The sequence below is a fragment of the Burkholderiales bacterium genome (genome assembly GCA_035518095.1).
Taxonomy (GTDB): domain Bacteria; phylum Pseudomonadota; class Gammaproteobacteria; order Burkholderiales; family JAHFRG01; genus JAHFRG01.
This window is the reverse complement of sequence record DATIXX010000028.1, coordinates 42,798-67,684: the sequence shown is the minus strand read 5'-3', so window position 1 is coordinate 67,684 and position 24,887 is coordinate 42,798. Positions and strand designations below refer to the sequence as shown.

25 protein-coding genes are annotated in these 24,887 nt (G+C 54.9%); 10 read left to right on the top strand and 15 right to left on the bottom strand.

What is annotated here, in order from left to right:
- The first annotated feature begins 31 nt into the window (after positions 1–31).
- Complete coding sequence (locus VLV32_05345; GenBank protein ID HUL41314.1) at positions 32–388, top strand: dihydroneopterin aldolase; 357 nt, start codon at positions 32–34, stop codon at positions 386–388.
- Positions 389–393: 5 nt separating this feature from the next.
- Here the strand turns inward: VLV32_05345 and xerD are convergent, their stop codons facing one another.
- From xerD to ffh, 7 genes are all read right to left on the bottom strand, one after another.
- A complete protein-coding gene (xerD, locus tag VLV32_05340) occupies positions 394–1,296 on the bottom strand; it encodes a site-specific tyrosine recombinase XerD (GenBank protein ID HUL41313.1) in 903 nt (300 codons plus the stop codon).
- The gene (locus tag VLV32_05335; GenBank protein HUL41312.1) at positions 1,283–1,846 is read right to left on the bottom strand and encodes a methylated-DNA--[protein]-cysteine S-methyltransferase; all 564 of its coding nucleotides are present in this window, start codon (positions 1,844–1,846) and stop codon (positions 1,283–1,285) included. Before VLV32_05335 ends, xerD begins: the two co-directional genes overlap by 14 nt.
- A gap of 32 nt (positions 1,847–1,878) precedes the next feature.
- Complete coding sequence (gene rplS, locus VLV32_05330) at positions 1,879–2,283, bottom strand: 50S ribosomal protein L19 (protein ID HUL41311.1); 405 nt, start codon at positions 2,281–2,283, stop codon at positions 1,879–1,881.
- Positions 2,284–2,286: 3 nt separating this feature from the next.
- Entirely contained in the window at positions 2,287–3,042 is a 756-nt protein-coding gene (trmD, locus tag VLV32_05325; GenBank protein ID HUL41310.1) for a tRNA (guanosine(37)-N1)-methyltransferase TrmD, read from the bottom strand.
- Between the two features lie 19 nt (positions 3,043–3,061).
- Complete coding sequence (gene rimM / locus VLV32_05320; protein HUL41309.1) at positions 3,062–3,574, bottom strand: ribosome maturation factor RimM; 513 nt, start codon at positions 3,572–3,574, stop codon at positions 3,062–3,064.
- Complete coding sequence (rpsP, locus tag VLV32_05315) at positions 3,555–3,809, bottom strand: 30S ribosomal protein S16 (protein HUL41308.1); 255 nt, start codon at positions 3,807–3,809, stop codon at positions 3,555–3,557. The genes rimM and rpsP overlap by 20 nt, the downstream gene beginning before the upstream one ends.
- A gap of 301 nt (positions 3,810–4,110) precedes the next feature.
- Positions 4,111–5,460, bottom strand: a complete 1,350-nt coding sequence (ffh, locus tag VLV32_05310) for a signal recognition particle protein (GenBank protein HUL41307.1) — start codon at positions 5,458–5,460, stop codon at positions 4,111–4,113.
- A gap of 255 nt (positions 5,461–5,715) precedes the next feature.
- Here ffh and ccsA point away from each other — a divergent pair, with 255 nt between their 5' ends.
- The 8 genes from ccsA (at position 5,716) to yacG (ending at position 13,676) form a co-directional block, all read left to right on the top strand.
- A complete protein-coding gene (gene ccsA / locus VLV32_05305; GenBank protein ID HUL41306.1) occupies positions 5,716–6,546 on the top strand; it encodes a cytochrome c biogenesis protein CcsA in 831 nt (276 codons plus the stop codon).
- An 84-nt stretch (positions 6,547–6,630) separates the two neighbouring features.
- Entirely contained in the window at positions 6,631–7,917 is a 1,287-nt protein-coding gene (locus tag VLV32_05300) for an HlyC/CorC family transporter (protein ID HUL41305.1), read from the top strand.
- Positions 7,918–8,000: 83 nt separating this feature from the next.
- Positions 8,001–9,821, top strand: coding sequence for an ATPase, T2SS/T4P/T4SS family (locus tag VLV32_05295; GenBank protein HUL41304.1), 1,821 nt, complete (start codon positions 8,001–8,003; stop codon positions 9,819–9,821).
- Positions 9,822–9,879: 58 nt separating this feature from the next.
- Complete coding sequence (locus tag VLV32_05290) at positions 9,880–11,106, top strand: type II secretion system F family protein (protein HUL41303.1); 1,227 nt, start codon at positions 9,880–9,882, stop codon at positions 11,104–11,106.
- 105 nt (positions 11,107–11,211) lie between these two features.
- Positions 11,212–12,090 carry an A24 family peptidase gene (locus VLV32_05285; GenBank protein HUL41302.1) on the top strand — a complete coding sequence of 293 codons (879 nt, stop codon included), beginning with the start codon at positions 11,212–11,214 and terminating at the stop codon, positions 12,088–12,090.
- On the top strand, positions 12,075–12,695 hold the full coding sequence (coaE, locus tag VLV32_05280; protein ID HUL41301.1) for a dephospho-CoA kinase: 621 nt from the start codon (positions 12,075–12,077) through the stop codon (positions 12,693–12,695). The genes VLV32_05285 and coaE overlap by 16 nt, the downstream gene beginning before the upstream one ends.
- Before the next feature lie 46 nt (positions 12,696–12,741).
- The gene (gene zapD, locus VLV32_05275; GenBank protein ID HUL41300.1) at positions 12,742–13,500 is read left to right on the top strand and encodes a cell division protein ZapD; all 759 of its coding nucleotides are present in this window, start codon (positions 12,742–12,744) and stop codon (positions 13,498–13,500) included.
- Positions 13,497–13,676 (top strand): DNA gyrase inhibitor YacG, encoded by a 180-nt coding sequence (gene yacG, locus VLV32_05270; protein ID HUL41299.1) that lies wholly within the window; start codon positions 13,497–13,499, stop codon positions 13,674–13,676. Before zapD ends, yacG begins: the two co-directional genes overlap by 4 nt.
- Here the strand turns inward: yacG and VLV32_05265 are convergent.
- The 4 genes from VLV32_05265 to VLV32_05250 are packed head-to-tail and all read right to left on the bottom strand — an operon-like array spanning position 13,673 to position 17,791.
- Entirely contained in the window at positions 13,673–14,680 is a 1,008-nt protein-coding gene (locus VLV32_05265) for a Nudix family hydrolase (protein ID HUL41298.1), read from the bottom strand. The two genes, yacG and VLV32_05265, sit on opposite strands and share 4 nt — an antisense overlap.
- Positions 14,677–15,615: an ATP-binding protein gene (locus tag VLV32_05260; GenBank protein HUL41297.1), complete on the bottom strand. Its 939-nt coding sequence runs from the start codon at positions 15,613–15,615 to the stop codon at positions 14,677–14,679. Before VLV32_05260 ends, VLV32_05265 begins: the two co-directional genes overlap by 4 nt.
- A 7-nt stretch (positions 15,616–15,622) precedes the next feature.
- The gene (gene argJ, locus VLV32_05255) at positions 15,623–16,852 is read right to left on the bottom strand and encodes a bifunctional glutamate N-acetyltransferase/amino-acid acetyltransferase ArgJ (protein ID HUL41296.1); all 1,230 of its coding nucleotides are present in this window, start codon (positions 16,850–16,852) and stop codon (positions 15,623–15,625) included.
- 33 nt (positions 16,853–16,885) lie between these two features.
- Positions 16,886–17,791, bottom strand: a complete 906-nt coding sequence (locus VLV32_05250; protein HUL41295.1) for a diguanylate cyclase — start codon at positions 17,789–17,791, stop codon at positions 16,886–16,888.
- A 281-nt stretch (positions 17,792–18,072) separates the two neighbouring features.
- Between VLV32_05250 and VLV32_05245 the strand changes: the two genes are divergently transcribed.
- Positions 18,073–19,197, top strand: a complete 1,125-nt coding sequence (locus VLV32_05245; GenBank protein ID HUL41294.1) for an acyltransferase — start codon at positions 18,073–18,075, stop codon at positions 19,195–19,197.
- Between the two features lie 196 nt (positions 19,198–19,393).
- On the opposite strand, the gene secA is transcribed toward VLV32_05245, so the two are convergent.
- The 4 genes from secA to lpxC all read right to left on the bottom strand — a co-directional run bounded on the left by secA (position 19,394) and on the right by lpxC (position 24,824).
- Positions 19,394–22,195: a preprotein translocase subunit SecA gene (gene secA, locus VLV32_05240; protein ID HUL41293.1), complete on the bottom strand. Its 2,802-nt coding sequence runs from the start codon at positions 22,193–22,195 to the stop codon at positions 19,394–19,396.
- A 91-nt stretch (positions 22,196–22,286) separates the two neighbouring features.
- Complete coding sequence (locus tag VLV32_05235) at positions 22,287–23,204, bottom strand: M23 family metallopeptidase (GenBank protein ID HUL41292.1); 918 nt, start codon at positions 23,202–23,204, stop codon at positions 22,287–22,289.
- Between the two features lie 448 nt (positions 23,205–23,652).
- On the bottom strand, positions 23,653–23,838 hold the full coding sequence (locus VLV32_05230) for a hypothetical protein (GenBank protein ID HUL41291.1): 186 nt from the start codon (positions 23,836–23,838) through the stop codon (positions 23,653–23,655).
- Positions 23,839–23,912: 74 nt separating this feature from the next.
- Positions 23,913–24,824, bottom strand: a complete 912-nt coding sequence (gene lpxC, locus VLV32_05225) for a UDP-3-O-acyl-N-acetylglucosamine deacetylase (GenBank protein HUL41290.1) — start codon at positions 24,822–24,824, stop codon at positions 23,913–23,915.
- Between the last annotated feature and the right edge of the window lie 63 nt (positions 24,825–24,887).

Genomic DNA, 24,887 nt, shown 5'->3' with positions numbered 1-24,887 from the left:
CCAAGCCCGACTCAACCGCGACCGCCGCCGCATGGACATTATCTTTATACACGAATTCAAAGTCGAAACACTGATCGGAATTTATGAATGGGAGCGCAAAGTCCCGCAAACCATTCAGCTCGATCTGGAGATCGGCATTCCGCGAGCCAAGGTTTATCAGAGCGACGCCATCGCCGACACCATTGACTACGGCAAAGTCGTGGCGCGCTTGCGCGAAACCTTGGCCGAAAAGCATTACTCGCTGCTCGAGAGACTGGCGGAGCATCTCGCGCAATTGATTATGAATGAATTCGGCGCGCCGTGGGTCAAGGTCAGCGTCGCCAAATTGGGCCTCATGCGCGGCATCAAACGGCTGGGCGTTACCATCGAACGAGGAAACAAGGATTAGCGCCGCTAGCCGCGCGGATGGTGCTTGGCGTGGAGCTGTTTCAGGCGTTCGCGCGCCACATGCGTATAAATCTGCGTAGTGGAAATATCGGCATGCCCGAGGAGCATTTGCACAACGCGCAAATCCGCCCCGTGATTCAGCATGTGTGTGGCAAACGCATGCCGCAACGTATGCGGTGAGATGGATGTTGCAAGCCCTGCCTGCGCGCAATAGCGGCGCAGCAGGTGCCAGAACCCCTGACGCGTCATCGGCTGACCACGCGCAGTCACAAACAGCGCATCGCTCGCTTTTCCGTTCAGCAGATCGGGGCGCGCTTCTCTCAGATAGCGGTGAATCCAGTCAAGCGCTTCTTCACCGAGCGGCACCAGCCTCTCCTTGGAGCCCTTGCCCATAACCCGCACCACGCCCATATCCAGACTCACTTGCGGAATCTTCAAGCCCACCAACTCGGAAACACGCAAACCGCTGGCATAGAGCGTTTCCAGCATGGTCTTGTCGCGCAGTCCCAAGCGGTTTTCGGTCCGCGGCGCGTTCAGTAGCGATTCGACATCGTCTTCGGTCAGGGACTTGGGCAATCCACGCGGAAGTTTGGGCGAGTCAATGCGCAGCGTGGGATCGGCCGGGATTTTTCCCTGGCGCATTTCAAAACGGAAAAAGCGCTTCAGGCTGGAAAGCGCGCGGCTGGTGGTGCGCGCTCTGGCTTTGGCGACCAGGACTTGATGCGCAAGATATCCTTCCACATCCTGCTGCCGCGTTTCGAGCAGCGATTTAAGACTCCTTTGGCGCAGCCACTGGGCGAATTTCAACAAATCGCTGCGGTAACTCTCCAGGGTATTGCGCGCAAGACCGTCTTCCAGCCACAGGGAATCGCAAAACTCATCGAGCAGGTTTTCCTCAACTTCGCTCATGATCAAGCAGCCAGCGTTTGATCGCCAGCGGATCACCCGCGTCGCTTCGCATGAAGCCGCCGAGATTTCCACTGCCGAGCACGCGGTGGCAGGGGACGATGATGCAGATCGGATTGGCGCCGCACGCCTGTCCCACCGCGCGCGGTCCGGAAAAAAGCTGGCGCGCAAGCTCGCCATAGGAAAGTGTGCGCCCGCGCGGAATTTGCATAATGGCCTGCCAAACGCGGCGCTGGAAGGCGGTGCCGTTCAGGCGCAGCGGTAAATCGAAATGAACGTCGGGGTCACCAAGGTAGGCTTCAAGCTGCTTGCTTACTTTTTCTGCGAAGCGGGTTTGCGGGGAAAGCGGCCGGGTTTTGCGCGGCAGGAATTCAATCCCGGTCAAGTAGTCGCCGCCATGGCGTATGCCCAGTACTGCAAAAGGCGTTGCCAGCCGCGCCTGGTAGGCACCATTCAATTCGATTTGCTGCATGCGCAAAAGATAGCGCAGCAATGCTGAAACTACAATAGCTTCTTCGGGGAGTCCCCAGACTGGAAAACAACGCGCCGGCACTCATGCCGGGGTTTCAGACACTCAATGCAGAATTATTGCTCGCGAGCCGGAGCCGTTTCCTGTCCCGATTCCAGCATTTCCTGGCTGGCGAGTTTCTCGCGGATTCGCGCCGCCTTTCCGGCACGCTTGCGCAGATAGTAAAGCTTGGCGCGGCTGACATCGCCCTTGCGCTTGATCTCAATGCTGGCAATCAAGGGCGAAAAAGTCTGGAAACTCCGCTCCACCCCTTCGCCGGAGGAAACTTTGCGCACGGTGAACGAGGAATTAATGCCGCGGTTGCGCTTGGCCACAACCATGCCCTCATACGCCTGTGTGCGTTTGCGGTCACCTTCCATCACATTGACATTCACGACCACGGTATCGCCGGGCGCGAAATCAGGAATGTCTTTGCCGAGCTTTTTCATTTCCTCGGCTTCAAGCTGTCTAATCAGGTCCATGTCCTAGTCCTTGTTATGTTCCGCTTTGAATTCCGCGAGCAACTTTTGTTCCTCTGCGCTCATCCCGCGCTTCTCGAGAAGATCGCGGCGCCTGAGCCAGGTTCTGCCCAACATTTGCTTCAGCCGCCAGCGGGTTATTTGCGCGTGATGGCCTGAGAGCAAAACCGCCGGCACTTCCATCCCCGCATACACTTCAGGCCGCGTGTATTGCGGGCAATCCAGTAATCCGTTCACAAATGAATCCTGTTGCGCCGATTGCGCATCGCCCAGGACGCCGGGAAGCTGCCTGATCACGCAATCCATAAGCACGATCGCCGCCAATTCCCCGCCCGAGAGCACATAATCGCCAAGCGAGATTTCCTTATCCACAGTGCGCGAAATCAGGCGCTCATCGACGCCCTCATAACGGCCTGCCAGCAAAATCAGTCCCGGGCTTTTTGCCAGTTCCGCAACCAGACCGTGGCTCAACACCGCGCCCTGCGGAGATAAATAAATGACCCGGGTCTTTTCAACACCCGCTTGATTTTGATGCTGCCTAGCCGCATTAATCGCGTCTTCCAGCGGCTGCGCCAGCATCACCATCCCCGGTCCGCCCCCGTAGGGCCGGTCGTCCACCGTATGATAATTGTCGGCGGTGAACTGGCGCGGATTCCAGACTTTAAGCCGGTAATGCCCTTCTTCCCGAGCGCGCCGCGTGATTCCGTATTCAGTGAGCGCCTCGAACATCTGCGGGAAAAGACTTATCGCATCGAAGAGCATCACTTAAGTCGTGTCTGGCTTAGTAGTCCAGCTCCCAATCGACCCGTATCAACGCGGCATCCAGATTGACTTCGCGCACCACTTGCGGAATAAGAGGTATCAGGCGCTCGCGTTCACCCTGCACCCGCAATACGTCGTTGGCCCCCGTGGCAAAAAGCTCGTCAACCACCCCCAGCGCCTCACCTTTGAGGTTTACGACCTCAAGACCGATTAAATCTACCCAGTAATACTGACCTTTCCTGACTGAGGGCAACTGGCTGCGCTGAACGGCGATTTCACTATTTTTGAGCGATTGGGCCGACGTGCGGTCCTCGCAGCCTTGCAGCTTCGCCACCGCGGCCTTCCCTTGAGGTCTGGCTTCAATGACTGCGGTTTCGCGCCAGTCGCCTTCTTTTCCCAGCCACCACGTGGCGTAGCGCGTTAATCCCTCGATGGTCTGCGTGTAGGGGTGGATCTTCACCCAGCCATTTACACCATACGGGGCGGTTATGCGCCCCAGCACCACCATCTTCTCAAGCGGCTTTTTGGGCACCCAATCGCTTCACAAGCCTGACCACGGTATCGCTCAGTTTGGCGCCGCGGCCCTGCCAGTGGTTTACCCGGTCCATCTGAATGCGCAACGATTCACGGCCTTCTGGCGCCATAGGGTCGTAAAATCCGATGCGCTCAATGAATTTGCCGTCGCGCGCGCGGCGCGAATCCGCCACCACCACGTTAAAAAACGGCCGCTTCTTGGCGCCTCCGCGAGATAGTCGGATCACGACCATTGCTGTTCCACTTGAAAAATCGAGAAGGCCGTGATTTTACGCCGCCTTACGACTGCTTGGCAAGGAAACTCGGGTTTGGTCCCACGTCGCGCTGGCGAGCATCTTAAGGACGCATGGGAGATCGGCGAGGATCGTTTCACGCGCGAAGCGCGAGTCGCGCAGCGCCCGATTTGGGCACGGAACGCTGGGGACCCTGAGCTTGCCGAAGGGGCGGTGAGGCAGGGTGCCTTTTTCTTTGGCTGCTTTGTTTTGGGCAAGCAAAAGAAAGTAGCCAGTCGCCGGGCCGCCCCCGCCAGGAGAATCAATGCAAACCGGGGAACATGCCCTTCATTCCCCGCATCATTTTGTCCAATCCGCCTTTGGACATCATCTTCATCATTTTCTGTGCCTGCTCAAACTGAGTGAGCAGGCGGTTTACTTCCTGTACGCTGACACCGGCACCGGCGGCAATGCGCCGTTTGCGCGAAGCCTTGAGGATTTCCGGTCGGGCACGTTCCTGCGGCGTCATTGAATTGATGATACCCTCGATGCGTCCTAGCGCTTTTTCATCCACTTTTGCTCCCTGTACCGCCTGACCCAGCTGCCCGGGAAGCTTGTCCACAAGTTTGCCGAATCCTCCCATTTTTTTCATTTGCTGAATCTGCGCCTTGAAATCGTCGAGATCGAAACCTTTGCCTTCCTTTACTTTCTGCGCTACTTTCTGCGCAGCGGCCCGGTCCACTCCGCGTTGCACTTCCTCGATCAGGGAAAGCACATCGCCCATGCCAAGTATGCGCGACGCCATGCGCTCCGGATGAAACGCTTCCAGCCCGTCGAGCTTTTCGCCGGTACCGGCGAACTTGATCGGCTTGCCGGTGATAAACCGTACGGACAGCGCCGCCCCGCCACGCGCATCTCCGTCCAGCTTGGTTAACACGATTCCGGTAAGCGGCAATGCCTCGGCAAACGCCTTGGCGGTGTTCACCGCGTCCTGACCTTGCATCGCATCTACAACGAACAAGGTCTCCACCGGCTTGAGCACGGCATGCAGTTCGCCGATCTCCCGCATCATGATTTCATCAATCGCCAGCCGTCCCGCGGTATCGACTATCAGCACATCATGGAAATGCTTGCGCGCGAAATCAAGCGCGCCTTCGGCAATGGAAAGCGGTTTGATTCCTGCGTCAGACGGGAAAAAATCCACCGGGATCTGCTTTGCCAACACCCGCAGCTGCTCAATTGCGGCGGGACGGTATACGTCGCAGCTTGCCAGCAACACTTTCTTTTTCATTTGCTCGCGAATGAGCTTCGCCAACTTGGCAGCACTGGTGGTTTTGCCCGAACCTTGCAGGCCGGATAGCAATATAACCGCGGGCGGTGCGGCAGCGAGGTTGATGGCGGCGTCGGTTTCGCCCATCAAATGCGTCAATTCGCGATGCACCACGCCGATTACCGCCTGCCCGGGGGTAATGCTGGTCAGCACCTCCTGGCCAAGAGCTTTTTCCTTGACCCGGCCGAGGAAGTCCTTGACCACCGGCAGCGCCACATCCGCTTCCAGCAGCGCGATGCGCACATCGCGCAATGCGTCCTGAATATTGCTTTCGGTCAAGCGCGCCTGACCGCGCAAGTTTTTTACGACACCCGATAACCGCTGCGCCAGATTATCAAACACGGGAACTCCCAGTAATGCCTCGTGCTGCAGGAGCCTCTAACATCATGAAACGGATTTGCGTTGCAGGCCAAAAAGCGATGAATGCGCGACGCGAGGCGCGATTCGATGCCGGGACATCGGGTAAGCCGAGCAACAAAGCAGGCGCGCTTTTTGGCCGCAACCCTCGGGGACGCCGTCGCACTATTCGTTTCATGATGTTAGGCGCTCTAAGTTGAGGTAGACTTAAAAAATTAACCGACCACATCGTGCTGCGGCATGCCAGCCATTTTACCGTATCTCATCACTGCACTGCTCTATGGACTGCTCGGAGTGCATTTCTGGCGCACGCGCTGGCGGCCCGCGCCCGCTAAAGCCGGCGACTATGAAGAGAAGATCCGAAAGTGGGAAAAAATAATTGTCCTGATTCCGCTGGCTTTGCACGGCGCGCTGCTTTACCAATCCACGTTCACCGCAACCGGCTTTAATCTTGGAGTCGGAAATGCGGTTTCCGCGATTTTATGGCTCACTGTGCTGATCTACTGGACGGTAAGTTTTTTTTCCAACCTGGAAGGACTGCAGGCGCTGGTACTTCCGCTTGCCGCTGTGTGCGTTCTGCTGCCTTTGTTGTTACCCACTAAACATATTCTTTCCAATACCGGGCTGCTTGCGTTTCCCGCACATTTCCTACTTTCGATGCTGGCTTACAGCTTGTTCACCATCGCCGCATTGCACGCTGTATTAACGACGGTGGTGGAGCGGCGCCTGCATAACGGCACGCTGCCCGCAATGCTTCATACATTGCCGCCTTTATTAACCATGGAGACCCTGCTGTTTCGCGTCATCAGCGCCGGTTTCGTGCTGCTTACTTTGGCGCTCGTGAGCGGCATGTTGTTTTCCCAAGAATTATTGCACCAACCTGCGCAATTCACGCACAAAACGCTTTTTGCATTCATTTCCTGGGGGATATTCGCGGCACTGCTCGGGGGCAGGAAAATTTACGGCTGGCGCGGCCGGACCGCGATGCGTTGGACCTGGGCGGGTTTCATCGCGCTTGTTCTCGCGTACGTGGGCAGCAGCTTCGTGCTGGAAGTGATCCTGCGCCGATGACGCATTGTTCTGATGGCGCAACTTGACAAAAAGCGTACGCTCGTCCGATACTCAAATCATCTTATTTCCAGCCGCTGAATTCCCTTGGAAGAAATCCCCATAAGCGCGTTGTTCGGCGCGCTCGCTATTCTGATCGTTCTTTCCGCTTTTTTCTCGATCTCTGAAACCAGCATGATGGCGCTCAACCGCTACCGGTTGAAGCATCAGGTTAAACTCGGCAATCGCAGTGCGCGACTGACTTCGCAACTGCTGGCTAAAACCGACAAGTTGCTCGGCGTGATTCTACTCGGCAACACGCTGATCAATGCGGCCGCCACGACTCTCAGCACCATCATCGCCGTGCAGCTGTTCGGCAAAAGCGAGGTTGTGCTGGGCCTGAGCACGGTAAGCATTACTTTCCTGGTGCTCGTATTCGCCGAAATCACGCCGAAAATCGTGGGCGCGTCCTACCCGGAGCGCATCGCTCTGCCCGCAAGTTACATTCTTACTCCGCTGCTCAAGCTCTCCTACCCGGCGGTGTGGTTCGTCAATCTTTTCGCGCGCGCTTTGCTGTGGCTGGCGCGTTTCAGGCCCACGAGCGAAACCCACAAGCTGAGCATGGAGGAACTGCGTACGCTGGTGCTGGAAGCCAGACATTTTATTCCCCAAAAGCACCAGAGTATTTTGGTAAACCTGTTTGAACTGGAAAATTTCACGGTCAACGACGTCATGACGCCGCGCAGTCAGATCGAAGCAATCGATATTGACGCACCGCTGGATGTGATCAAACGCCAGCTTGCCACCTGCTACCATACCCGACTTCCCGTTTGCCAAGGGCAAATGGACAACATCATCGGCATTCTGCACGTGCGCACGGCGTTGAACCTCAGCGTGGAACAACAGCTGAGTTCGGAGCGACTGCGCGAGATGGTGCGTGAAGCGTATTTTATTCCTGCGGACACGCCGCTATTTTCTCAACTGCAACATTTTCAGGAAAAGCACGACCGCATGGCGCTGGTGGTGGACGAGTATGGCGAGCTCATGGGGCTGGTCACCATTGAGGACATCCTCGAAGAAATCATCGGCGAATTCACCACCCAGTCGCCGGCCCAAAGCCTGACCATACACGAGCAGACGGACGGCAGCGTACTGGTTGAAGGCAGCAGCTTGTTGCGCGACCTTAACCGTAAGCTTGGTTGGAAATTGCCGGTGGACGGGCCCAAGACATTGAACGGTTTGATCCTCGAACACTTTCAAGATATCCCCGAAGCCGGCACGAGCTTAAAAATCGCCGGCTACCCGATGGAAATTGTGCAAACCCAGGACCGGGTGGTCAAAGTGGTGTGCATTCGCCCCCAACAAGGCGTGGAATCCAAAAGAATCCCGTATTAAGGAATCGTTCCTTTACAAAGCACATTGACAAGTGCATTATTTGTACTTGTTTTTTGTGATGATTTTCACACAATTGAGCAAAGATGGTCGCCAACATACAAAGCAGCTTGAGCGGTCTGGCACGCAGCCTCGTGCAAAACAGACGTCTGCCAGAGAATGACGCCGAATCCATCCAGGCTCAGGCCAACAATTCCGGTATAAGCTTCGTGACTCAATTGCTGCAGACCGGGAAACTTAGCGCCCGCGATGTCTGCGATTTCGCTTCGCTGACTTTCGGCTTTCCGCAGCTCGACCTTGGCGCGGTCGATCCAAAGTATTTTCCCAGAGATGTTCTCGACGGCGATATCATGCGCAGCAAGCGCGCTTTGCCCCTTTACAAGCGCGGCAACCGCCTGTTTGTAGCGCTTTCCGATCCGACCAATGTAGCCGCGCTGGATGAAATCAAGTTCAAGACCGGGCTGACGGTCGCGGTGGTGGTCGTAGAAGATGACAAACTTGATCCACTTATCAGCAAGTGTGCTTTGGCCGGTGATGCCAGCCTGACCAAAATGATTAACACGGATTCGCCTCCTATTGATGAAATAACGGGCGCGCCCGAGGAGGATACAGCAGGTGAATTCGGTGATGACGCCTCCGCAGCGGCAGACAATGAACTGGTCCGATTGGTCAACAAGGTCATCGTGGACGCGTATCACCAGGGCGCTTCGGACATTCATATCGAACCCAGACCGGGCAAACAAAAAACCAAGATTCGTTTTCGCAAGGACGGCTCATTAGTACCCTACCTCGAGGTTCCGCCCAATTACCGCCAGGCGTTGGTCGCTCGTATCAAAATCATGTGCGATCTTGACATCTCGGAAAAAAGAAAACCGCAGGACGGCAAGATCAAATTCAAGAAATTCGCTCCTCTGGATATCGAATTGCGCGTAGCAACCTGTCCCACCCAGGGCGGAATGGAAGATGTGGTAATGCGCATCCTGGGCGGGGGCAAGCCGATTCCGCTCGATCAACTGGACTTGAGCGCAGCCAATCTCAAGACCCTAAAAGAAGTGATCTCCAAGCCTTACGGATTATTTTTTGTGTGCGGCCCCACCGGTTCGGGTAAAACCACCACCTTGCACTCGGTGCTGGGCTACATCAACACCCCGGAAACCAAGATTTGGACCGTGGAAGACCCGGTTGAAATTACGCAGGAAGGCTTGCGTCAAGTGCAAATGAACCCGAAAGCCGGGCTTACGTTTGCGGTCGCTATGCGCTCTTTCTTACGCTGCGACCCGGATGTGATCATGGTAGGTGAGATGCGTGACAAGGAAACCGTTTCCATCGGCATTGAGGCCTCGCTTACCGGCCACCTGGTGTTTGCCACGTTGCACACCAACAGTGCGCCGGAGTCCATCATCCGCTTGCTGGATATGGGGATGGACCCGTTCAACTTTTCCGACGCGTTGTTGGGCGTGCTCGCGCAACGCCTGGCTAAGCGCCTGTGCAGCAAGTGCAAGAAGCCGCATATAGTTACCCGCGATGAACTGAAGCTATTGCTCATGGAGTATTGCGAAGAACTGAAAAATACGAAATCCTGGCAAAAAGATCCGCGCGCTGCCTTTAAGCAGCTTCACCAGAACTGGGCGAGTCAGTTTGCCGACTCGACCGGGCAATTTACAATTTATGAACCTGGAGGTTGCGCCGATTGCGACGGTACCGGCTACCGCGGACGCATTGGTCTGCATGAACTCCTGGTCGGTACTGATGCTATGAAGCGAAATATCCAGGAGCACGCACACGTCGCACAAATGCTTATTACAGCCTTGGAAGACGGCATGCGCACCTTGAAGCAGGACGGCATACAAAAAGTATTGTCCGGACTCACCGACATGCACCAGGTCCGTGCAGTCTGCATTAAGTAGGATGACCCGCTGCTCGAAATGGCGATAATTTAAATCGGCAGGCATTAAGGAGAAGGACATGGCAATCGCGGCAACCGCTAGAAAAGACGTCAAAGTAAAAGAATTAACGTTTTCCTGGGACGGCAAAGACAAGGCCGGGAAGGCGGTTTCCGGCCAGATGAGAGCCGGCGGGGAAGCCGTAGTCAGGGCTCAGCTGCGCCGCCAAGGCATCCAGGTGCTCAGGGTCAAGAAACAAAGCGGTGGTCGCGGAAAAGTCACTGAAAAGGACATTACCCTGTTCACGCGGCAGCTTGCTACCATGATGAAATCCGGCGTGCCGCTGCTGCAGGCTTTTGATATCGTCGGCAAGGGACACAGCAACGCCGCTGTGGCGAAACTTCTGCTCGACATCAAGACCGATGTGGAAACGGGTAGCAGCCTGAACCAGGCATTCAGAAAATTCCCGCTGTACTTCGATAATCTTTTCTGCAATCTCGTGGGCGCCGGGGAAGCGGCCGGCATTTTGGATACGTTGCTTGACCGCCTTGCTACGTACAAGGAAAAAATCCTCGCCATCAAAAGCAAGATCAAGTCCGCATTGTTTTATCCGACCTCAATTATCGTGGTGGCCTTTATCATCACTTCGATAATCATGATTTTCGTCATTCCTGCGTTCAAGGACCTGTTTTCCAGCTTCGGCGCGGACCTTCCTGCGCCTACTCTTATCGTGATGGCGATTTCCGACTACTTCGTCAAATACTGGTACGCAATTTTCGGAACAATCGGTTTCGTTATCTGGTTCTTCTTCTACACCTGGAAGCGCTCCGAGAAAATGCAGTTTTTCATGGACCGGTTGATGCTGAAGATCCCGGTGATCGGTGCGGTGATCGAGAAAGCAACAATTGCGCGCTGGGCCCGCACACTGGCCACCATGTTTGCCGCGGGCGTGCCATTGGTGGAAGCGCTGGATTCAGTGGGGGGAGCTGCCGGCAATTTCGTCTATTACGAAGCCACCAAGCAAATCAGGGACGAAATCAGCACGGGCACCAGCCTCACCGTGGCAATGCAAAATAGCAGAGTTTTCCCCAGCATGGTGTTGCAAATGGTAGCGATCGGCGAAGAATCGGGTGCACTGGACAATATGCTCAGCAAGGTCGCGGACTTCTACGAGGGGGAGGTGGATGACGCAGTAGACGCGCTGAGCAGCCTGATGGAGCCAGTGATCATGGTGGTGCTCGGCACGCTGATCGGCGGCCTGGTGATCGCCATGTACCTGCCAATATTCAAAATGGGCCAGGCGGTATAAGACTGCTCCGCGGAAACCTGCCGGTCCCGGCCTCCCGCACGCGCGTAAGCTGGGTGTTTGCAGTACGCTCCCGTTGCTGCAGAGGCACTTTTTTCAGGTAAGGCGATGGCAACACTTCAATTCCTGCAAACTACGCCTTACCTGTTTACCGCGCTGTGTCTGATCCTGGGCCTGATGGTGGGTAGCTTTTTAAACCTGGTCGTGTACCGCCTGCCGAAGATGATGGAACGGGAATGGCGCCAGCAGTGCGCGGAGCTCAAAGGCGAGCCACTGGCTGCCGCGCCACGCTTCAACCTCATTATCCCGCGGTCGACGTGCCCACACTGCGGCAAGCTTATTACGGCATTGGAAAATATACCTGTAATCAGCTATCTGTTTCTAAAGGGGAAATGCTCAGGCTGCGGCACTCGGATCGCCAAACGCTATCCGCTGGTAGAAGCGTTAAGCGGTGTCGTGACCGCGGTTATCGCCTGGCAGTTCGGATACGACGTAGCCGCGCTTGCGGTCATGGTATTTGCCTGGTGCATGATTGCGCTGGCGTTTATCGATATTGACACCCAGTTGCTTCCTGACAGTATCACCCTGCCGCTGTTGTGGTGTGGCTTGCTGGTTAATTTGGGAGCGTTATTTAATGATTTGAGATCAGCGGTCATCGGTGCCATCGCGGGCTATCTCGCGTTATGGTGCGTTTACTGGCTATTCAAATGGGCGACCGGCAAGGAGGGTATGGGGTATGGAGATTTTAAACTTCTAGCCGCAATAGGCGCGTGGCTTGGTTGGCAAATGCTGCTGCCCGTGATTCTGATTTCGTCTCTAGTCGGCGCAAGCGTTGGCATTGTGCTCATTTTCGTCAAAGACCAAAGCCGCAATATTCCGATTCCATTCGGCCCGTATCTCGCCGCAGCCGGTCTGATTGTGTTGGTCTGGGGACATCAGCTGTGCCACGTCGACTACATTGGCACGTTGCTATGCCCTTTACGGTAGGCTTGACCGGAGGTATCGGCTGTGGCAAGAGCAGTGCCGCACGAATGTTCGCCGAGCGCGGCGTTCAAGTCGTGGACACTGACGCCATTTCGCATCGTCTAACCGCACCCGGTGGGGCTGCTCTGGCGGCGATTCGCCGTCACTTCGGTGATAATGTTTTCACAAGCGACGGCTCGTTGGACCGCGCGCAGCTGCGCAAACACGTTTTTTCCAAGCCACGCGCAAGAAAAGACCTTGAGGGGTTACTGCACCCGCTGATTCGCGCGGAAGCATTGCAGCTGCTTGCGCGTGGCACGAGCCCTTATTCAGTATTGGTGGTGCCGCTGCTGCTTGAAACAGGCGGTTTGCGCGGGCAGGTACAGCGGGTGTTGGTCGTGGACTGCGACGAAGAGCAGCAAATCGCGCGCGCCCTGTCGCGCAGCGGGCTGGGCGAGGGCGAGGTTCGCGCCATTATGGCTGCGCAATTGAGCCGCGAGTCGAGGCTCGAGCTCGCCGACGATGTTTTGTCGAATGACTCCAGCCTGGAGCATCTGCAACAGCAGGTCGAAGCATTGCACCGCAAATACCTTGGGCTGGCGCAGCACGACACGACGCGGTCGTCATGATGGGCCGTTTGTCAAACCCGGGTTAATGAGTGAAAATGAGACGACAGTGATCAGCTACGAATATCCACTCAACGAGCGCGTTCGGACCCTGCTGCGGCTGGAGGATCTTTATCGTAAAGTCGAATATTTCTCGGCCCAGTCGGAGGCGATGGAAAATCACACGGCGCTGCTGTTTCTTTTCGAAATGCTGGAGGTGACCAATCGTTCGGAATTGAAATCGGACCTGCTGCAGGAACTGGAAAAGCAGAAGCAGAATCTGGAGACATTGCACGGCAATCCCGGCGTTTCGGAGAGCGCGCTGGACGGCGTTCTGCGTGACATCGAGCACGCCGCAAAGCAGCTGCGGGACATGTCTGGCAAGATTGGCCAGGACATGCGTGACAACGAATGGCTAATGAGCATTAAGCAGCGCACCATTATCCCCGGCGGCGCCTGCGAATTCGATTTGCCTTCCTATCATTTTTGGCTGCATCAGGACCCTGCCAGCCGCAGGCAGCATCTCGCGCAATGGCTCGCACCGTTTGTGCCAATCCGCGACTGCATCACGATTTTGCTTAAGCTTTTGCGCGAGAGCGGGAAATCCAGTATGCATGTCGCACACCAGGGCATGTTTCAGCAGGTACTCACTGGAAAACCGGCGCACTTGCTGCGCATTAGGCTGCAACACGCTTTGCATTGCGTCCCTGAAATCAGTGCTAACCGCTATGCGCTTAATATCCGGTTCACCACCCAAGATGGAATGCAGCGGCCGCGTCCTTGCGAATCTGATGTAGAGTTTGAGCTGACGTTCTGCAACTTGCAGTGAAACGATCGCAACAGCCTACAGTAAACTGCCCACAATGCGGGAAAATCGTACCGTGGGATGCAATCAACCGCTACCGTCCGTTTTGCTCAGAACGCTGCAAGCTTATTGATCTAGGGCAATGGGCTGCGGAATCATACCGAATTCCTGCGCAGCAAAAAAAGGACAACGAGACTTAGGGAGCTTCGGGAATGCGCCACGCGGCGCGCATCATGGCTATTCCGTGCGCCCCGTGCAGCCAGGCTGTGTTCAAATATTCCCGGCGCATACCTCCCAGGGCGTAAACCGGGAGACTGTATCCTGAAATGAGCTGCGCGAACGAATCCCACCCCATCCCGGACGCACCGGGGTGGCTTAACGTCGGTAATACCGGCGCGAGCGCCACGAAATCTACCGGCAGCTGTGCGGCGCGCTGCAACTGCTCTCGGTCATGACAGGATGCGCCGCACCATTTTACCGGCGGACGTTCTTCAAGTTCCATCAGTTGCTTCGATGTCAAATGCACTCCGTCCGCGTCAAGTTTCTGCGCAAGCCCGATATCGCCATTCAGCAGCACTTTCGCCTGATAATGGCGCGCGGCGCGCAGCACCGCGGCGGCAAAATTCTCGAGCTCATGCGGCGGCAGGTGCCTTTCCCTAACCTGGATCAAGCCCAAACCGCTTTGCAAGGCCCACTCCAGGCGCTGCATGAAATGATCCTTGCCCAGTTCCGCAACATTGCTGATGGCGTAGACCGGAGGCAGTATCAGCGCGCGCAGTAGCGGACCGTTTGCGGGCAATAGCGGTGCAACGACAACCTGCTCTGCGCGTTGCCAAGAAAGCTGCTGATTTTCTCTGCCATGCGGCTCGCCGCTCCAGCGCAGTACACGGTGAAAACACAGCCTGACCGTCGCGTGCGGGTAGCAGAAGGTTCGCGTCAGCCAGGGGTAGATTTGCTCAGCACGTATGCCCAGTTCTTCCTGCAGCTCGCGGCGCAGCGCTTGCTCGCTCGATTCGTGCGCTTTGACCTTGCCGCCGGGAAATTCCCAGTAGCCAGCGTAGGGTTTTCCGGCCGGTCGTTGCGCAAGGAGAAACTGCCCGTCCGGCTTAAGGATTACTGCCGCTGCAACTTTGAGCGGACTAGCGCCATGTAGGTCGCTGTCGGATAGTGGCGGCTGCCCGTGTTCAGCGAAGGCGCTCATCATCCCGGCTTAATTCCATGCCTTCCCGCCCAGTCGCAGGCGAACTGCCATGCCGCACGGCCCGAACGTGAGCCTCGCAATAAAGCCCACTGTAGGGCGCTTGCGCGAATTTCGGTAGAAGCCGGATTGCGCACACCCAGGTAATCCAGCCAATGCTCCACAATTCGCAAATAGTCGTCCTGGTTGAACGGGTAGAACGAAAGCCACAGCCCGAAGCGTTCGGAAAATGAAATTTTTTCCTCCACTGCCTCACTTGGATGCACTTCATCTCCGACGAGGCGGGTCGCCAGATTCTCCTGCATATACTCCGGCATTAAGTGTCGCCGGTTAGAAGTCGCATAGATCAGTACGTTTTCTGAAGTCGCCGCGATTGAGCCGTCGAGCACTGCTTTGAGCGCTTTGTAGCCCGGTTCGTCCGACTCAAAAGAAAGATCATCGCAAAACAGCAGAAAACGCTCGGGCCGCCGGTAGATCAGCTCGACGATGTCGGGCATATCAATTAGATCATGTTTGTCCACCTCGATGAGGCGCAGTCCTTTTGGCGCGTATTTGTTAAGCACGGCTTTCGCCAGTGATGATTTGCCGGTGCCGCGCGCCCCAGTCAGCAACACGTTGTTTGCGGGATAACCCTGCACAAATTGCCGGGTATTTTGATCTATGAGTTGTTTCTGCCGCTCGATGCCCAGCAAATCCTTGAGGCGGACGCGGTGCGGGTGGGAAACCGGCTGAAGATACCTGCTTCCATCGCGTTTGCGCCAGCGGAACGCGATTGAAGAACTCCAGTCCGGCTCCGCGGAAGGTACAGGCAACCAGCGCTCAAGTTTGTCGAGGAACGCACTGACGCGCTCCAGGACTCGGTTCAACTCTTTAACGTTGGCCGCGGGCCGCGTGCTAACGCTTTCGCGTTGTGGGTTTCTAATCCGCTTAGCTGCAACCATGGAATCGCTAGGTTCGGTATTCAGAATTGATCTTCACGTACTCGGGTGAGAGATCGCAGGTCCATACTCTGCTTTTCGCCGACCCGCGTCCGAGCAGTACGCGTATGCCAATTTCTTGCTTGCGCATTACTTTCTGCCCGTCCGCCTCATTATAGCGCGTCGCCCGGCAGCCCTTTTCGGCCACCAGGACGTCATCCAGATAGAGACTGATTTTGCTCACGTCGAGATCACCTATTCCGGCATATCCGATCGCGGCAAGAATTCGCCCAAGGTTGGGGTCGGACGCAAAAAGAGCGGTCTTGACCAAAGGTGAATGCGCGATGGCATACGCCACTTTGCTGCATTCTTCGCCGTGCTTGCCGCCTTCGACGCTGATGGTGATGAATTTGGTCGCGCCCTCCCCATCGCGCACGATGGCTTGCGCCAACCACTGGGCTATTTCGGTGACGGCGTCGCAGTAAGCGGTCGCTTCGCCGCTTTCGATGCGTGTAATTTCCTGCATCTGCGCCTGGCCGCTGGCAATCAGCATAAATGCGTCGTTGGTCGACGTATCGCCGTCCACGGTGCAACAATTGAACGAATCCCGAGCCGCATCGCTTACCACCGTCTGAAGCACGGGCTGGCTGACGCGCGCATCGCTCGCGATGAATCCCAGCATCGTTGCCATATCAGGGCGAATCATCCCGGCGCCCTTGGCGATGCCGGTAATGGTCACCGCGGCTCCGTTTATCGACACACGCCGGGACCGGGCTTTTGGGAGCGTGTCGGTGGTCATGATTGCCTGTGCCGCGTCAAGCCAGTTATTTTCGCGCAAGCCGGCAACGCAATGCGGCAAACCGGCGACAATACGTTCCACCGGCAGGGGTTCCATGATCACCCCGGTGGAAAACGGAAGCACGGCCTGCGCCTCACAACCCAGCAGTTTTGCCAGCGCGGCGCAAGTTTGGCGTGCGCGGTTAATGCCCTCGTTGCCGGTGCCGGCGTTGGCGTTACCGGTGTTGACAACAAGCGCCCGCACCTCGGGTTTAGCGTGCAGGTGTTCAAGACTAACCAGGACGGGCGCCGCGCGAAAGCGGTTCCGCGTGAATACCCCCGCAATTGTCGAGCCCAGCGCAAGCGACATCACCAGCAGGTCTTTGCGGCCCGGCGCTTTAATCCCGGCTTCGGCGGTGCCCAATGCTACGCCCTTCACCGGCAACAGTTGTTCCGGGTCCGGCGACATCAAGTTAATCGGCATGCGTGTTCCTAGGGAACGGCAGGGGTGCGACGTCTATTTGCCAAAAAAAACGACCTTGGATTTCCCACCACCCTCCACTTTGGCCTGGTACATGGCGCGGTCGGCCTGCTGCACCAGAGTTTCAACAGACATGCCGCGCTGGTACACGGCCACCCCGATGCTCACGCTCAGGTGGATAGTGAGATTATGGCGCACCTGGCAAGGCTTGGAATCGAGCTCGGTAAGTACACGATTAAATACCAGGGCATTTTCCACGTCCGGCTGGTACACGGTCAGCAGGAATTCATCACCGCCCCAGCGCGCGCACCAGTCCCCCTTGCGCACACAATCCGCCAGCAGCGAAGCAAAATGGATAAGGCAGGCGTCCCCTGCATCGTGGCCATACCGATCGTTGACCTGCTTCAGGAGATTGATGTCAATAAACGCGAGCAGGAAACGCTTGTTTTCCCGTTCCGCCCGCGCAATTTCTTCCGACAGGCGGTGTTCGCCGGCGCGCCGATTGTACATACCGGTTAAATGATCGGTAAGCGAAATGTTCTCAAGTTCGCGCAACGTGTTGTCGAGCCGGGTGATGACGTATTGGGCATCGGCCATAAGCTGTCCCGCCTCATCCCCATAATCAGTGGGCAGGTTCGGCAGGCTGCGCTCGGCAAGGTACTGTTTGAGGCTGTGCGAAGTCTGGCGCACCGGTCTAAGCAAGCCCTCTAGAAACAACAGGGTAACGGCTGTTCCGACGACAATTACCAGCAAAACGGCCACGAAAACGGGCACCACCCCCGCCAGACTGTGAGGCTCGGACAAGACGACGTACATCACAAGTGCGATAAGCGGCAGGTAGGCGCCGAATAGCACCACCAGCATGAACTTTAGCAGGTAGCTGCGGCGCAATAAGCCTAAGTGGCTCATGAATTGGTACAGGCGCAAATTTTTTAAAGACATTACCAGCCTCCCTCGCCGGTCTTGTCAAATCATATTCCGTAAACACGTACGCCAGCATACCACGACAACCCGTATATTTTGCCACGGATACCCTATGGGGCTGTATTCAATTAGCGTTCTCGAGTACATTCTTGTGTCGCCTAACATTCACACGCAACGAGTTTAAATTCAATTTTTCCAGAGCAGGTCGGCAATACTTTGCACATATTGGTTGCTTGCTAAACCTATCTGCTTAACGCACACTGTTTTCATAACTTGTAAAAGCTTTGTTGCCATTCAAAATGATTAATCTGACACAGACACAGCAAAAACCAAATCAAAGTCAGACGAAAGTTCAGGAGTTGGAGAGCATCAGGGGTTTAGCCGCGCTGCTTGTTGTAATTCTTCATATGTCGCAATGGAACTCGAGTTTCTATAACTGTGGAATTATTCGCAATGGCTACTTGATGGTGGAATTGTTTTTTGTTTTATCCGGTTACGTAATTTACTACTCCTACTCCACGAAAATCACAAACGGCAAACAACTTTTGCGCTTTCAATTTTTACGGTTCGGACGATTATATCCAGTTCATCTTTTATTTTTGTCCATTTTTGTTGTTATTGTTATGGCGAAATACGTTGCTAATAAATTTGGCGTTGTCAGTCCCAATACCCAACTGTACAGCACAAGTGATATTCTACCCGCGCTAATCGAGAATATATTCTTAGTACAAGCAATCGGACCCACCGGTCACGCCTTAATGTTTAACGCTCCTTCTTGGTCAATAAGTGTAGAGTTTTATACCTATCTTTTGTTTGCTGTCGTCGTACTTTTCTTCAAGAAATTAAAAGATATCATCTTTTCCGCTTTATTTCTTATTTCGATCCTACTGCTGATCAACCAGAGCACATTTGGTTTTGATGCATTACTGAACTGCTACACTGGATTTTTTTTAGGCTGCCTTACTGCAAAATTAAAGGAAACTACAAAAATAAATGTACCATCCATTTTTTCAATCGTTTCATTTGTAGGATTGCTGATTTTTCTATCGATCAAGCCAAAGTTTGAATTTGACTATTTAACGTACTTTTTTACGGCGGCGCTGATTTTTACTTTGGTTTCGTCAAGCAAAGGCATCCTGAAACGATTATTAAATGTTAAAGCATTAACTTGGCTCGGGACTATTTCCTATAGCGTGTATATGAGCCACTTTGCCATTGTCTGGATGGCGAACCAATTTTTCCGATTTGTATTAAAAAAACCGCAAGGAATTATTGACGGAGTGAATGTACCGCAATTATCTTTTCTGGAAGCCGTAATAGCCTGTTTTTTAATAGTGTCAATCGTGCTCATTGTCAGCAATCTTGTCTACGAATATATTGAAAAGCCATTACGCTTAAAATCGCGTCAAGTCGTTTTTAGTTGAACCAACCCCAAGTCTGCTGTATGTGCAAATTCCCTGCTTGACGGGTACGCAATGAATGCTACTGCACGCTTACCGAAAACCTTTTTGTCTTTCGAAATGTATTCGTATTCGTCGCGCAACAATTCGCTAACGCATTATGTATAACAAATACATGCGTCAGCGTGTGAGCAGGTATCGAATTTATGGAATTTATGTATCATTTTATGGCGCCGTGACAGTGCTTGTATTTCTTTCCTGAGCCGCACGGGCAGGGATCATTGCGTCCGATTTTCTGCGAGCCACGTACAAACGGCCGGGTCTTGGTTTCGGTTTCGGTTCCGCTATCTGTCTGCGCCAGCGCCTCCTCATAATCGGCATGATGGTATTGTACGTTTGCCGGGGTCGACGGTGTTTCCGCCGTTTCCACATCCTGCTGGCTCTTGATCTGCACCGTCATTACTGTTTTAGTGACTTCAGCCTTGATAAGCTCGAGCATATAGGCGAACAATTCGAAGGCCTCGCGCTTGTATTCCTGCTTGGGATTCTTCGCGGCGTAACCGCGCAAATGGATCCCTTGACGCAAATGGTCGAGCGCAGCAAGATGCTCGCGCCAATGACTGTCCAAGCTTTGCAGCATCACCGCATTTTCGTATATGTGCATGACTTCGGATCCGACCAACTCCAACTTACGCTGGTACTGCGCGTGAGCCGCATCGATAATTCGGCTACGCAGCGTTTCCTCGTGCACGTCGGGTTCTTGCTCCAGCCACTGGCGCAACGGAAGCTGCAGCTGCAGTTCGGCAACAAGTGTTTTTTCGAGCCCCGTCACGTCCCATTCTTCCTCCATGCTTTCCGGCACGATATGGCGGCTGATGATTTCGTTCACCACGTCCTCACGCATGGCGCGAATCGTGTCTGAAATATCCTTGGTTTCAAGCAGCTCGCTGCGCTGCTGGTAGATCACCCGGCGCTGGTCATTGGCGACATCGTCGTATTCCAGCAGCTGCTTGCGGATGTCGAAGTTGCGTGCTTCGACCTTGCGCTGGGCGTTCTCAATGGCACGGGTAACCCATGGATGTTCAATGGCCTCGCCTTCCGGCATCTTAAGCCGCTGCATAATAGCGGCCACCCGGTCAGAAGCGAAAATCCGGAGCAGCGGGTCTTCCAGCGACAGATAAAAACGGCTGGATCCAGGATCACCCTGACGGCCCGAGCGTCCGCGCAACTGGTTGTCAACGCGCCGCGACTCATGGCGTTCGGTGCCAACAATGTGCAAACCGCCCGCAGCCACAACTTGTTCGTGCAGCTTCTGCCATTGTCTGCGTATCTCCGAGATACGGGCATCTTTTGACGCCGTATCAATGCCTTCATCGTTACGGACACGATTAATTTCCGGATCGGGATTACCTCCCAGCACGATATCGGTGCCGCGGCCCGCCATGTTGGTGGCGATAGTGACGGCTTTCGGTTGTCCCGCCTGTGCCACGATCTCCGCTTCGCGCGCGTGCTGCTTGGCATTCAACACCTGATGCGGCAGCTTTTCCTTGGCCAGCAGCCCGGACAACAGCTCGGAGTTTTCAATCGAGGTGGTACCGACCAAAGCGGGCTGACCGCGCGCATAACAATCCTTTATATCGTTGATCACTGCGCGGTATTTCTCACCGGCGGTGCGGTACACCTGATCATGCCGGTCTTCTCGGATCATCGGCATATGCGTGGGGATCACCACGGTTTCCAGTCCGTAAATCTGCTGAAATTCATACGCCTCAGTGTCCGCGGTACCGGTCATGCCGGCGAGCTTTTGGTACATGCGAAAATAATTCTGGAAAGTGATCGAGGCGAGCGTCTGGTTCTCGCGCTGGATTTTCGCCCCTTCCTTTGCTTCCACCGCCTGGTGCAGGCCATCGGACCAACGCCGTCCTGCCATTAGCCGCCCGGTGAATTCGTCCACAATCACTACCTCGCCGTCCTGCACTACGTAATGTTGGTCCCTGTGAAACAGGGCGTGCGCCCTGAGCGCAGCGTATAAATGGTGCACCAGATTGATGTGTGAGGCATCGTACAGGCTGCCGCTTGGCGGCAGCAATCCCGCGCGGGTCAGCAACTTCTCAGCGTGCTCATGCCCTGATTCAGTAAGTAATATCTGGTTGTTCTTTTCGTCAACGCTGTAATCGCCCGGGCCATTCTCTTGCTGCTGGCGAGTGAGTTTGGGCACCAAATCGTTCATCCGATAATAGAGGTCCGTGGTGTCTTCCGCCTGCCCGGAAATGATGAGGGGGGTGCGCGCCTCGTCGATTAAAATCGAGTCTACTTCGTCCACGATGCCGTAATACAAGCCTCGCTGCACGCGCTCCGACGGCTGATACACCATGTTGTCTCGCAGGTAATCAAAGCCGAATTCGTTGTTGGTGCCGTAGGTGATGTCCGCCGCATAGGCTTTTTGCTTGGCCTCGTGTGGCATTTGCGAGAGGTTAACGCCCACGCTTAAACCCAAAAAGCCGTATATTTTTCCCATCCAGTCGGCGTCGCGCTGTGCCAGGTAGTCGTTGACAGTCACCACGTGAACCCCGCGCCCGGTAAGCGCGTTGAGATAGGCTGGCAGAGTGGCGGCCAAAGTTTTACCCTCCCCGGTTCGCATTTCGGCGATTTTGCCGTCGTGAAGCACCATGCCGCCGATTAGCTGCACGTCAAAATGCCGCATGGCAAGCGTGCGCTTGCTGGCTTCGCGTACCACCGCGAACGCCTCCGGCAACAGTTCGTCCAGGATCGTTCCGCCCGCTTCACTGTCGGCGTCATGCGCGGCTCCCGGCGCGGCATCTGTATCGGTTTTGCTGGGGACTTGTTTAATATGCTGCTGGACGCGGTTACGAAATTCGTCTGTCTTGGCGCGCAATTCCCCGTCCGAGAACTTTTCGACCTCCGACTCCAGTGCATTGATTACGCGCACTGTGCGGCGATATTGTTTGAGCAGCCGCTCATTGCGGCTGCCGAATATTTTTTTAAGCAGGCCGGATACCATGAAAACGGAAATTGGTCAACATTAGAAAACACAAGGGGCGAGGAGTCTTCCGCCTCGCCCCTCAGCCATTACGCTGGTAAAAACCTAGAGTCTAGCCCGGCATGTGCAGAAAACTTACCGGGTTTTGCGGAATTCCTTTGTTGCGCACCTCAAAGTGCAGATGCGGGCCAGTGGAGCGGCCTGTGCTTCCCACCTCGCCAATTTTCGTTCCGCGCAGCACCACGTCGCCGACCTTGACCAAGCGCTTGGATAAATGCGCGTAGCGCGTCGTTATTCCATTGCCATGGTCAATTTCAATCAGATTACCATACTCCGGCTGAAAATCCGAGTAAATCACCACTCCGGCCGCGGCAGAAATCACCGGGCTTCCCGTTTGCGCCGCGAAGTCCACGCCCTCGTGGAAAGCCTCATTCCCCGTAAACGGATCAATGCGCCAACCAAATTTGGAAGAAAACCAGCCGGTATTAACCGGCGGCGTCGACGGCACCAGTTTCTTCTTCAAGCGGTCTCGCATGAGCGTTGTTTCGAGAATTGCCAACTCGTCGCCGCGGTCGTTAAGGTCATTGGCCAATTTGTCCATTTGACCGCTGAATTCGCCAAGCGTAAGTTCATGCTGCGGTACGCCGGAAAGTGCACCGCCTCGGCCCGGAGGTTGATTGAACATGAATTCCTCGGGCTTAAAACCGGCCTGTTTGGTCAGGCGGTCGCCTAGAGCTTCGAGGCGCAGCAATTGCGCCTGCATTTGGCCTAGTTTGATGGCCATGGCACTCAAATTTTCGCGCAAGTAGGCTTCCCGCTTGTGGTTTTCCTGCTCCTGCACTGAGAGTAATAGCGACTTTAGATAAGGGCTTTTGATTGTCGCGGCATGGCGCAAGGTCAGATAATGTAATACGACTGCGAAAACCAGCATCCCCACTAACATCAGCACTACAAGAAATACGATTTGCGCATGGCTCAGAGTAAGCGTTTTGGACTTCCCTAAGCTACCCGAAACGAGAATAATGTTCACTAATCCGTCTCTCCCTATTAAGCCTCCTCCGATGCCAACGCGAAAAATCGGTTCTTATTTGGACGCCACGCCTACCCTGCATTCACTCGTGAAGCAAGCTCAATGCCTGATTGAAATGCAACAAGTGTTTACCGAGTCTGCGCCGAAGCCGCTGGCGCTATCCGGAAGGGTGGGCCGGTTCGCGCACAGTTCGCTGCTATTGTTCGCGGACAATGGGGCCGTGGCCGCGAAACTGAAACAGCTAACCCCAAGTTTATTAATTAATTTTCAGAAGCGGGGATACAAGGTTACTGCAATTCGCGTAGAAGTGCAACCCCCGCACCCCCCGGCCCCACCCCGTCGCAAAGTGGGCTTGAGCGGTAAAGCCCTGGGCCATTTACAGGAGCTTGCGGCGAGGCTCCCTCCATCACCTCTGCGCAGTTCACTCGAGAGATTCCTGGCCCGGGCATCATATGACCAAGATCAGCCTTTCTAGCACAAACAATGCCATTACCACCACGGCGAAGACTACAAGAAATTTGACTAACTGCCAGGTAAAATTCAGGTAGCGGGGATTGCGAGTGAACAGCCACATCGCTATGGAAAGCGCGATGGTAATCAGCCCCACGAACGCCATGAATCTGAGTATGACCAAACGGCACCCGTTTCGCCGAACGTCGCTTCCGACCGGTTGGCTTCGGCCGCGATTGGAAAATCAGAACAGGAAGATCAGGCGAGCTGCGCTTGCAGTCTGAGAAACGCCGGTGCTTCCTCGCTGCGTTCAAAACTCACAAATTCCCAGGCTTGGGACTCCGCGAGCAGGCGGCGCAACAAAGCGTTGTTCTGGGTATGCCCGGACTTATGGCCGCTGAAAGAGCCGATTAACGGATGCCCGAGCAGATATAGATCGCCGATGGCATCCAGCACCTTGTGTTTGACGAACTCGTTGTCGTAGCGCAAACCGTCACTGTTGAGCACTCGGAACTCGTCCATGACCACTGCATTATCCAGGCTACCGCCCAATGCGAGCCCCATCGAGCGCAGATTTTCAACATCCTGCATGAACCCGAAAGTACGGGCGCGGCTGACTTCCTTTATATAGGACGTGGTTGCGAAATCCACTGTGACCGACTGGTTTGAGCTTTCAAAAAGCGGGTGGTCGAAATCAATGCTGAAATGAACGCGAAAACCATTATACGGTTCAAAGCGCACCCATTTATCGCCATCTATCAGCTCGACGGACTTTTTAATGCGGATAAATTTCTTGGGTACATTCTGCTCTTCGATTCCCGCGGACTGGAGCAGGAACACGAATGGGCCGGCGCTGCCGTCCATGATCGGCACTTCCGGCGCGGAGAGGTCGACGTAGGCATTGTCAACTCCCAATCCGGCAAAAGCCGACATCAGATGTTCTACGGTGAATACTTTGACGCCGCTCTTCTCCAGACACGACGATAGGCGCGTATCGCCCACTTGGTGCGGATCTGCCTTGATCTCCACCGGCTGTGGAAGATCAACGCGGCGAAATATTATTCCGGTATTGGGCGCTGCGGGACGCAAGGTTAGATAGACTTTTTCTCCGGTGTGCAGACCGACACCGGTTGCACGTATGATGTTTTTGAGCGTGCGCTGCTTTATCATTTGTCAAGAACGCTTTCTAAATAAACAGTTACTCATACAGCAGGAATTGCAATCGTATCACGA

Excerpts from the sequence above, each read along its gene's own strand:
- VLV32_05265 (HUL41298.1), bottom strand. The coding sequence starts at position 14,680 with ATGATGAGCGCCTTCGCTGAACACGGGCAGCCGCCACTATCCGACAGC.
- VLV32_05250 (HUL41295.1), bottom strand. The coding sequence starts at position 17,791 with ATGTCTTTAAAAAATTTGCGCCTGTACCAATTCATGAGCCACTTAGGC.
- VLV32_05295 (HUL41304.1), top strand. The coding sequence starts at position 8,001 with ATGGTCGCCAACATACAAAGCAGCTTGAGCGGTCTGGCACGCAGCCTC.
- xerD (HUL41313.1), bottom strand. The coding sequence starts at position 1,296 with ATGAGCGAAGTTGAGGAAAACCTGCTCGATGAGTTTTGCGATTCCCTG.
- VLV32_05260 (HUL41297.1), bottom strand. The coding sequence starts at position 15,615 with ATGGTTGCAGCTAAGCGGATTAGAAACCCACAACGCGAAAGCGTTAGC.
- trmD (HUL41310.1), bottom strand. The coding sequence starts at position 3,042 with ATGCTCTTCGATGCGATAAGTCTTTTCCCGCAGATGTTCGAGGCGCTC.
- coaE (HUL41301.1), top strand. The coding sequence starts at position 12,075 with ATGCCCTTTACGGTAGGCTTGACCGGAGGTATCGGCTGTGGCAAGAGC.
- rpsP (HUL41308.1), bottom strand. The coding sequence starts at position 3,809 with ATGGTCGTGATCCGACTATCTCGCGGAGGCGCCAAGAAGCGGCCGTTT.
- argJ (HUL41296.1), bottom strand. The coding sequence starts at position 16,852 with ATGCCGATTAACTTGATGTCGCCGGACCCGGAACAACTGTTGCCGGTG.
- lpxC (HUL41290.1), bottom strand. The coding sequence starts at position 24,824 with ATGATAAAGCAGCGCACGCTCAAAAACATCATACGTGCAACCGGTGTC.
- ccsA (HUL41306.1), top strand. The coding sequence starts at position 5,716 with ATGCCAGCCATTTTACCGTATCTCATCACTGCACTGCTCTATGGACTG.
- VLV32_05290 (HUL41303.1), top strand. The coding sequence starts at position 9,880 with ATGGCAATCGCGGCAACCGCTAGAAAAGACGTCAAAGTAAAAGAATTA.
- VLV32_05245 (HUL41294.1), top strand. The coding sequence starts at position 18,073 with ATGATTAATCTGACACAGACACAGCAAAAACCAAATCAAAGTCAGACG.
- VLV32_05345 (HUL41314.1), top strand. The coding sequence starts at position 32 with ATGGACATTATCTTTATACACGAATTCAAAGTCGAAACACTGATCGGA.
- rplS (HUL41311.1), bottom strand. The coding sequence starts at position 2,283 with ATGGACCTGATTAGACAGCTTGAAGCCGAGGAAATGAAAAAGCTCGGC.
- VLV32_05285 (HUL41302.1), top strand. The coding sequence starts at position 11,212 with ATGGCAACACTTCAATTCCTGCAAACTACGCCTTACCTGTTTACCGCG.
- secA (HUL41293.1), bottom strand. The coding sequence starts at position 22,195 with ATGGTATCCGGCCTGCTTAAAAAAATATTCGGCAGCCGCAATGAGCGG.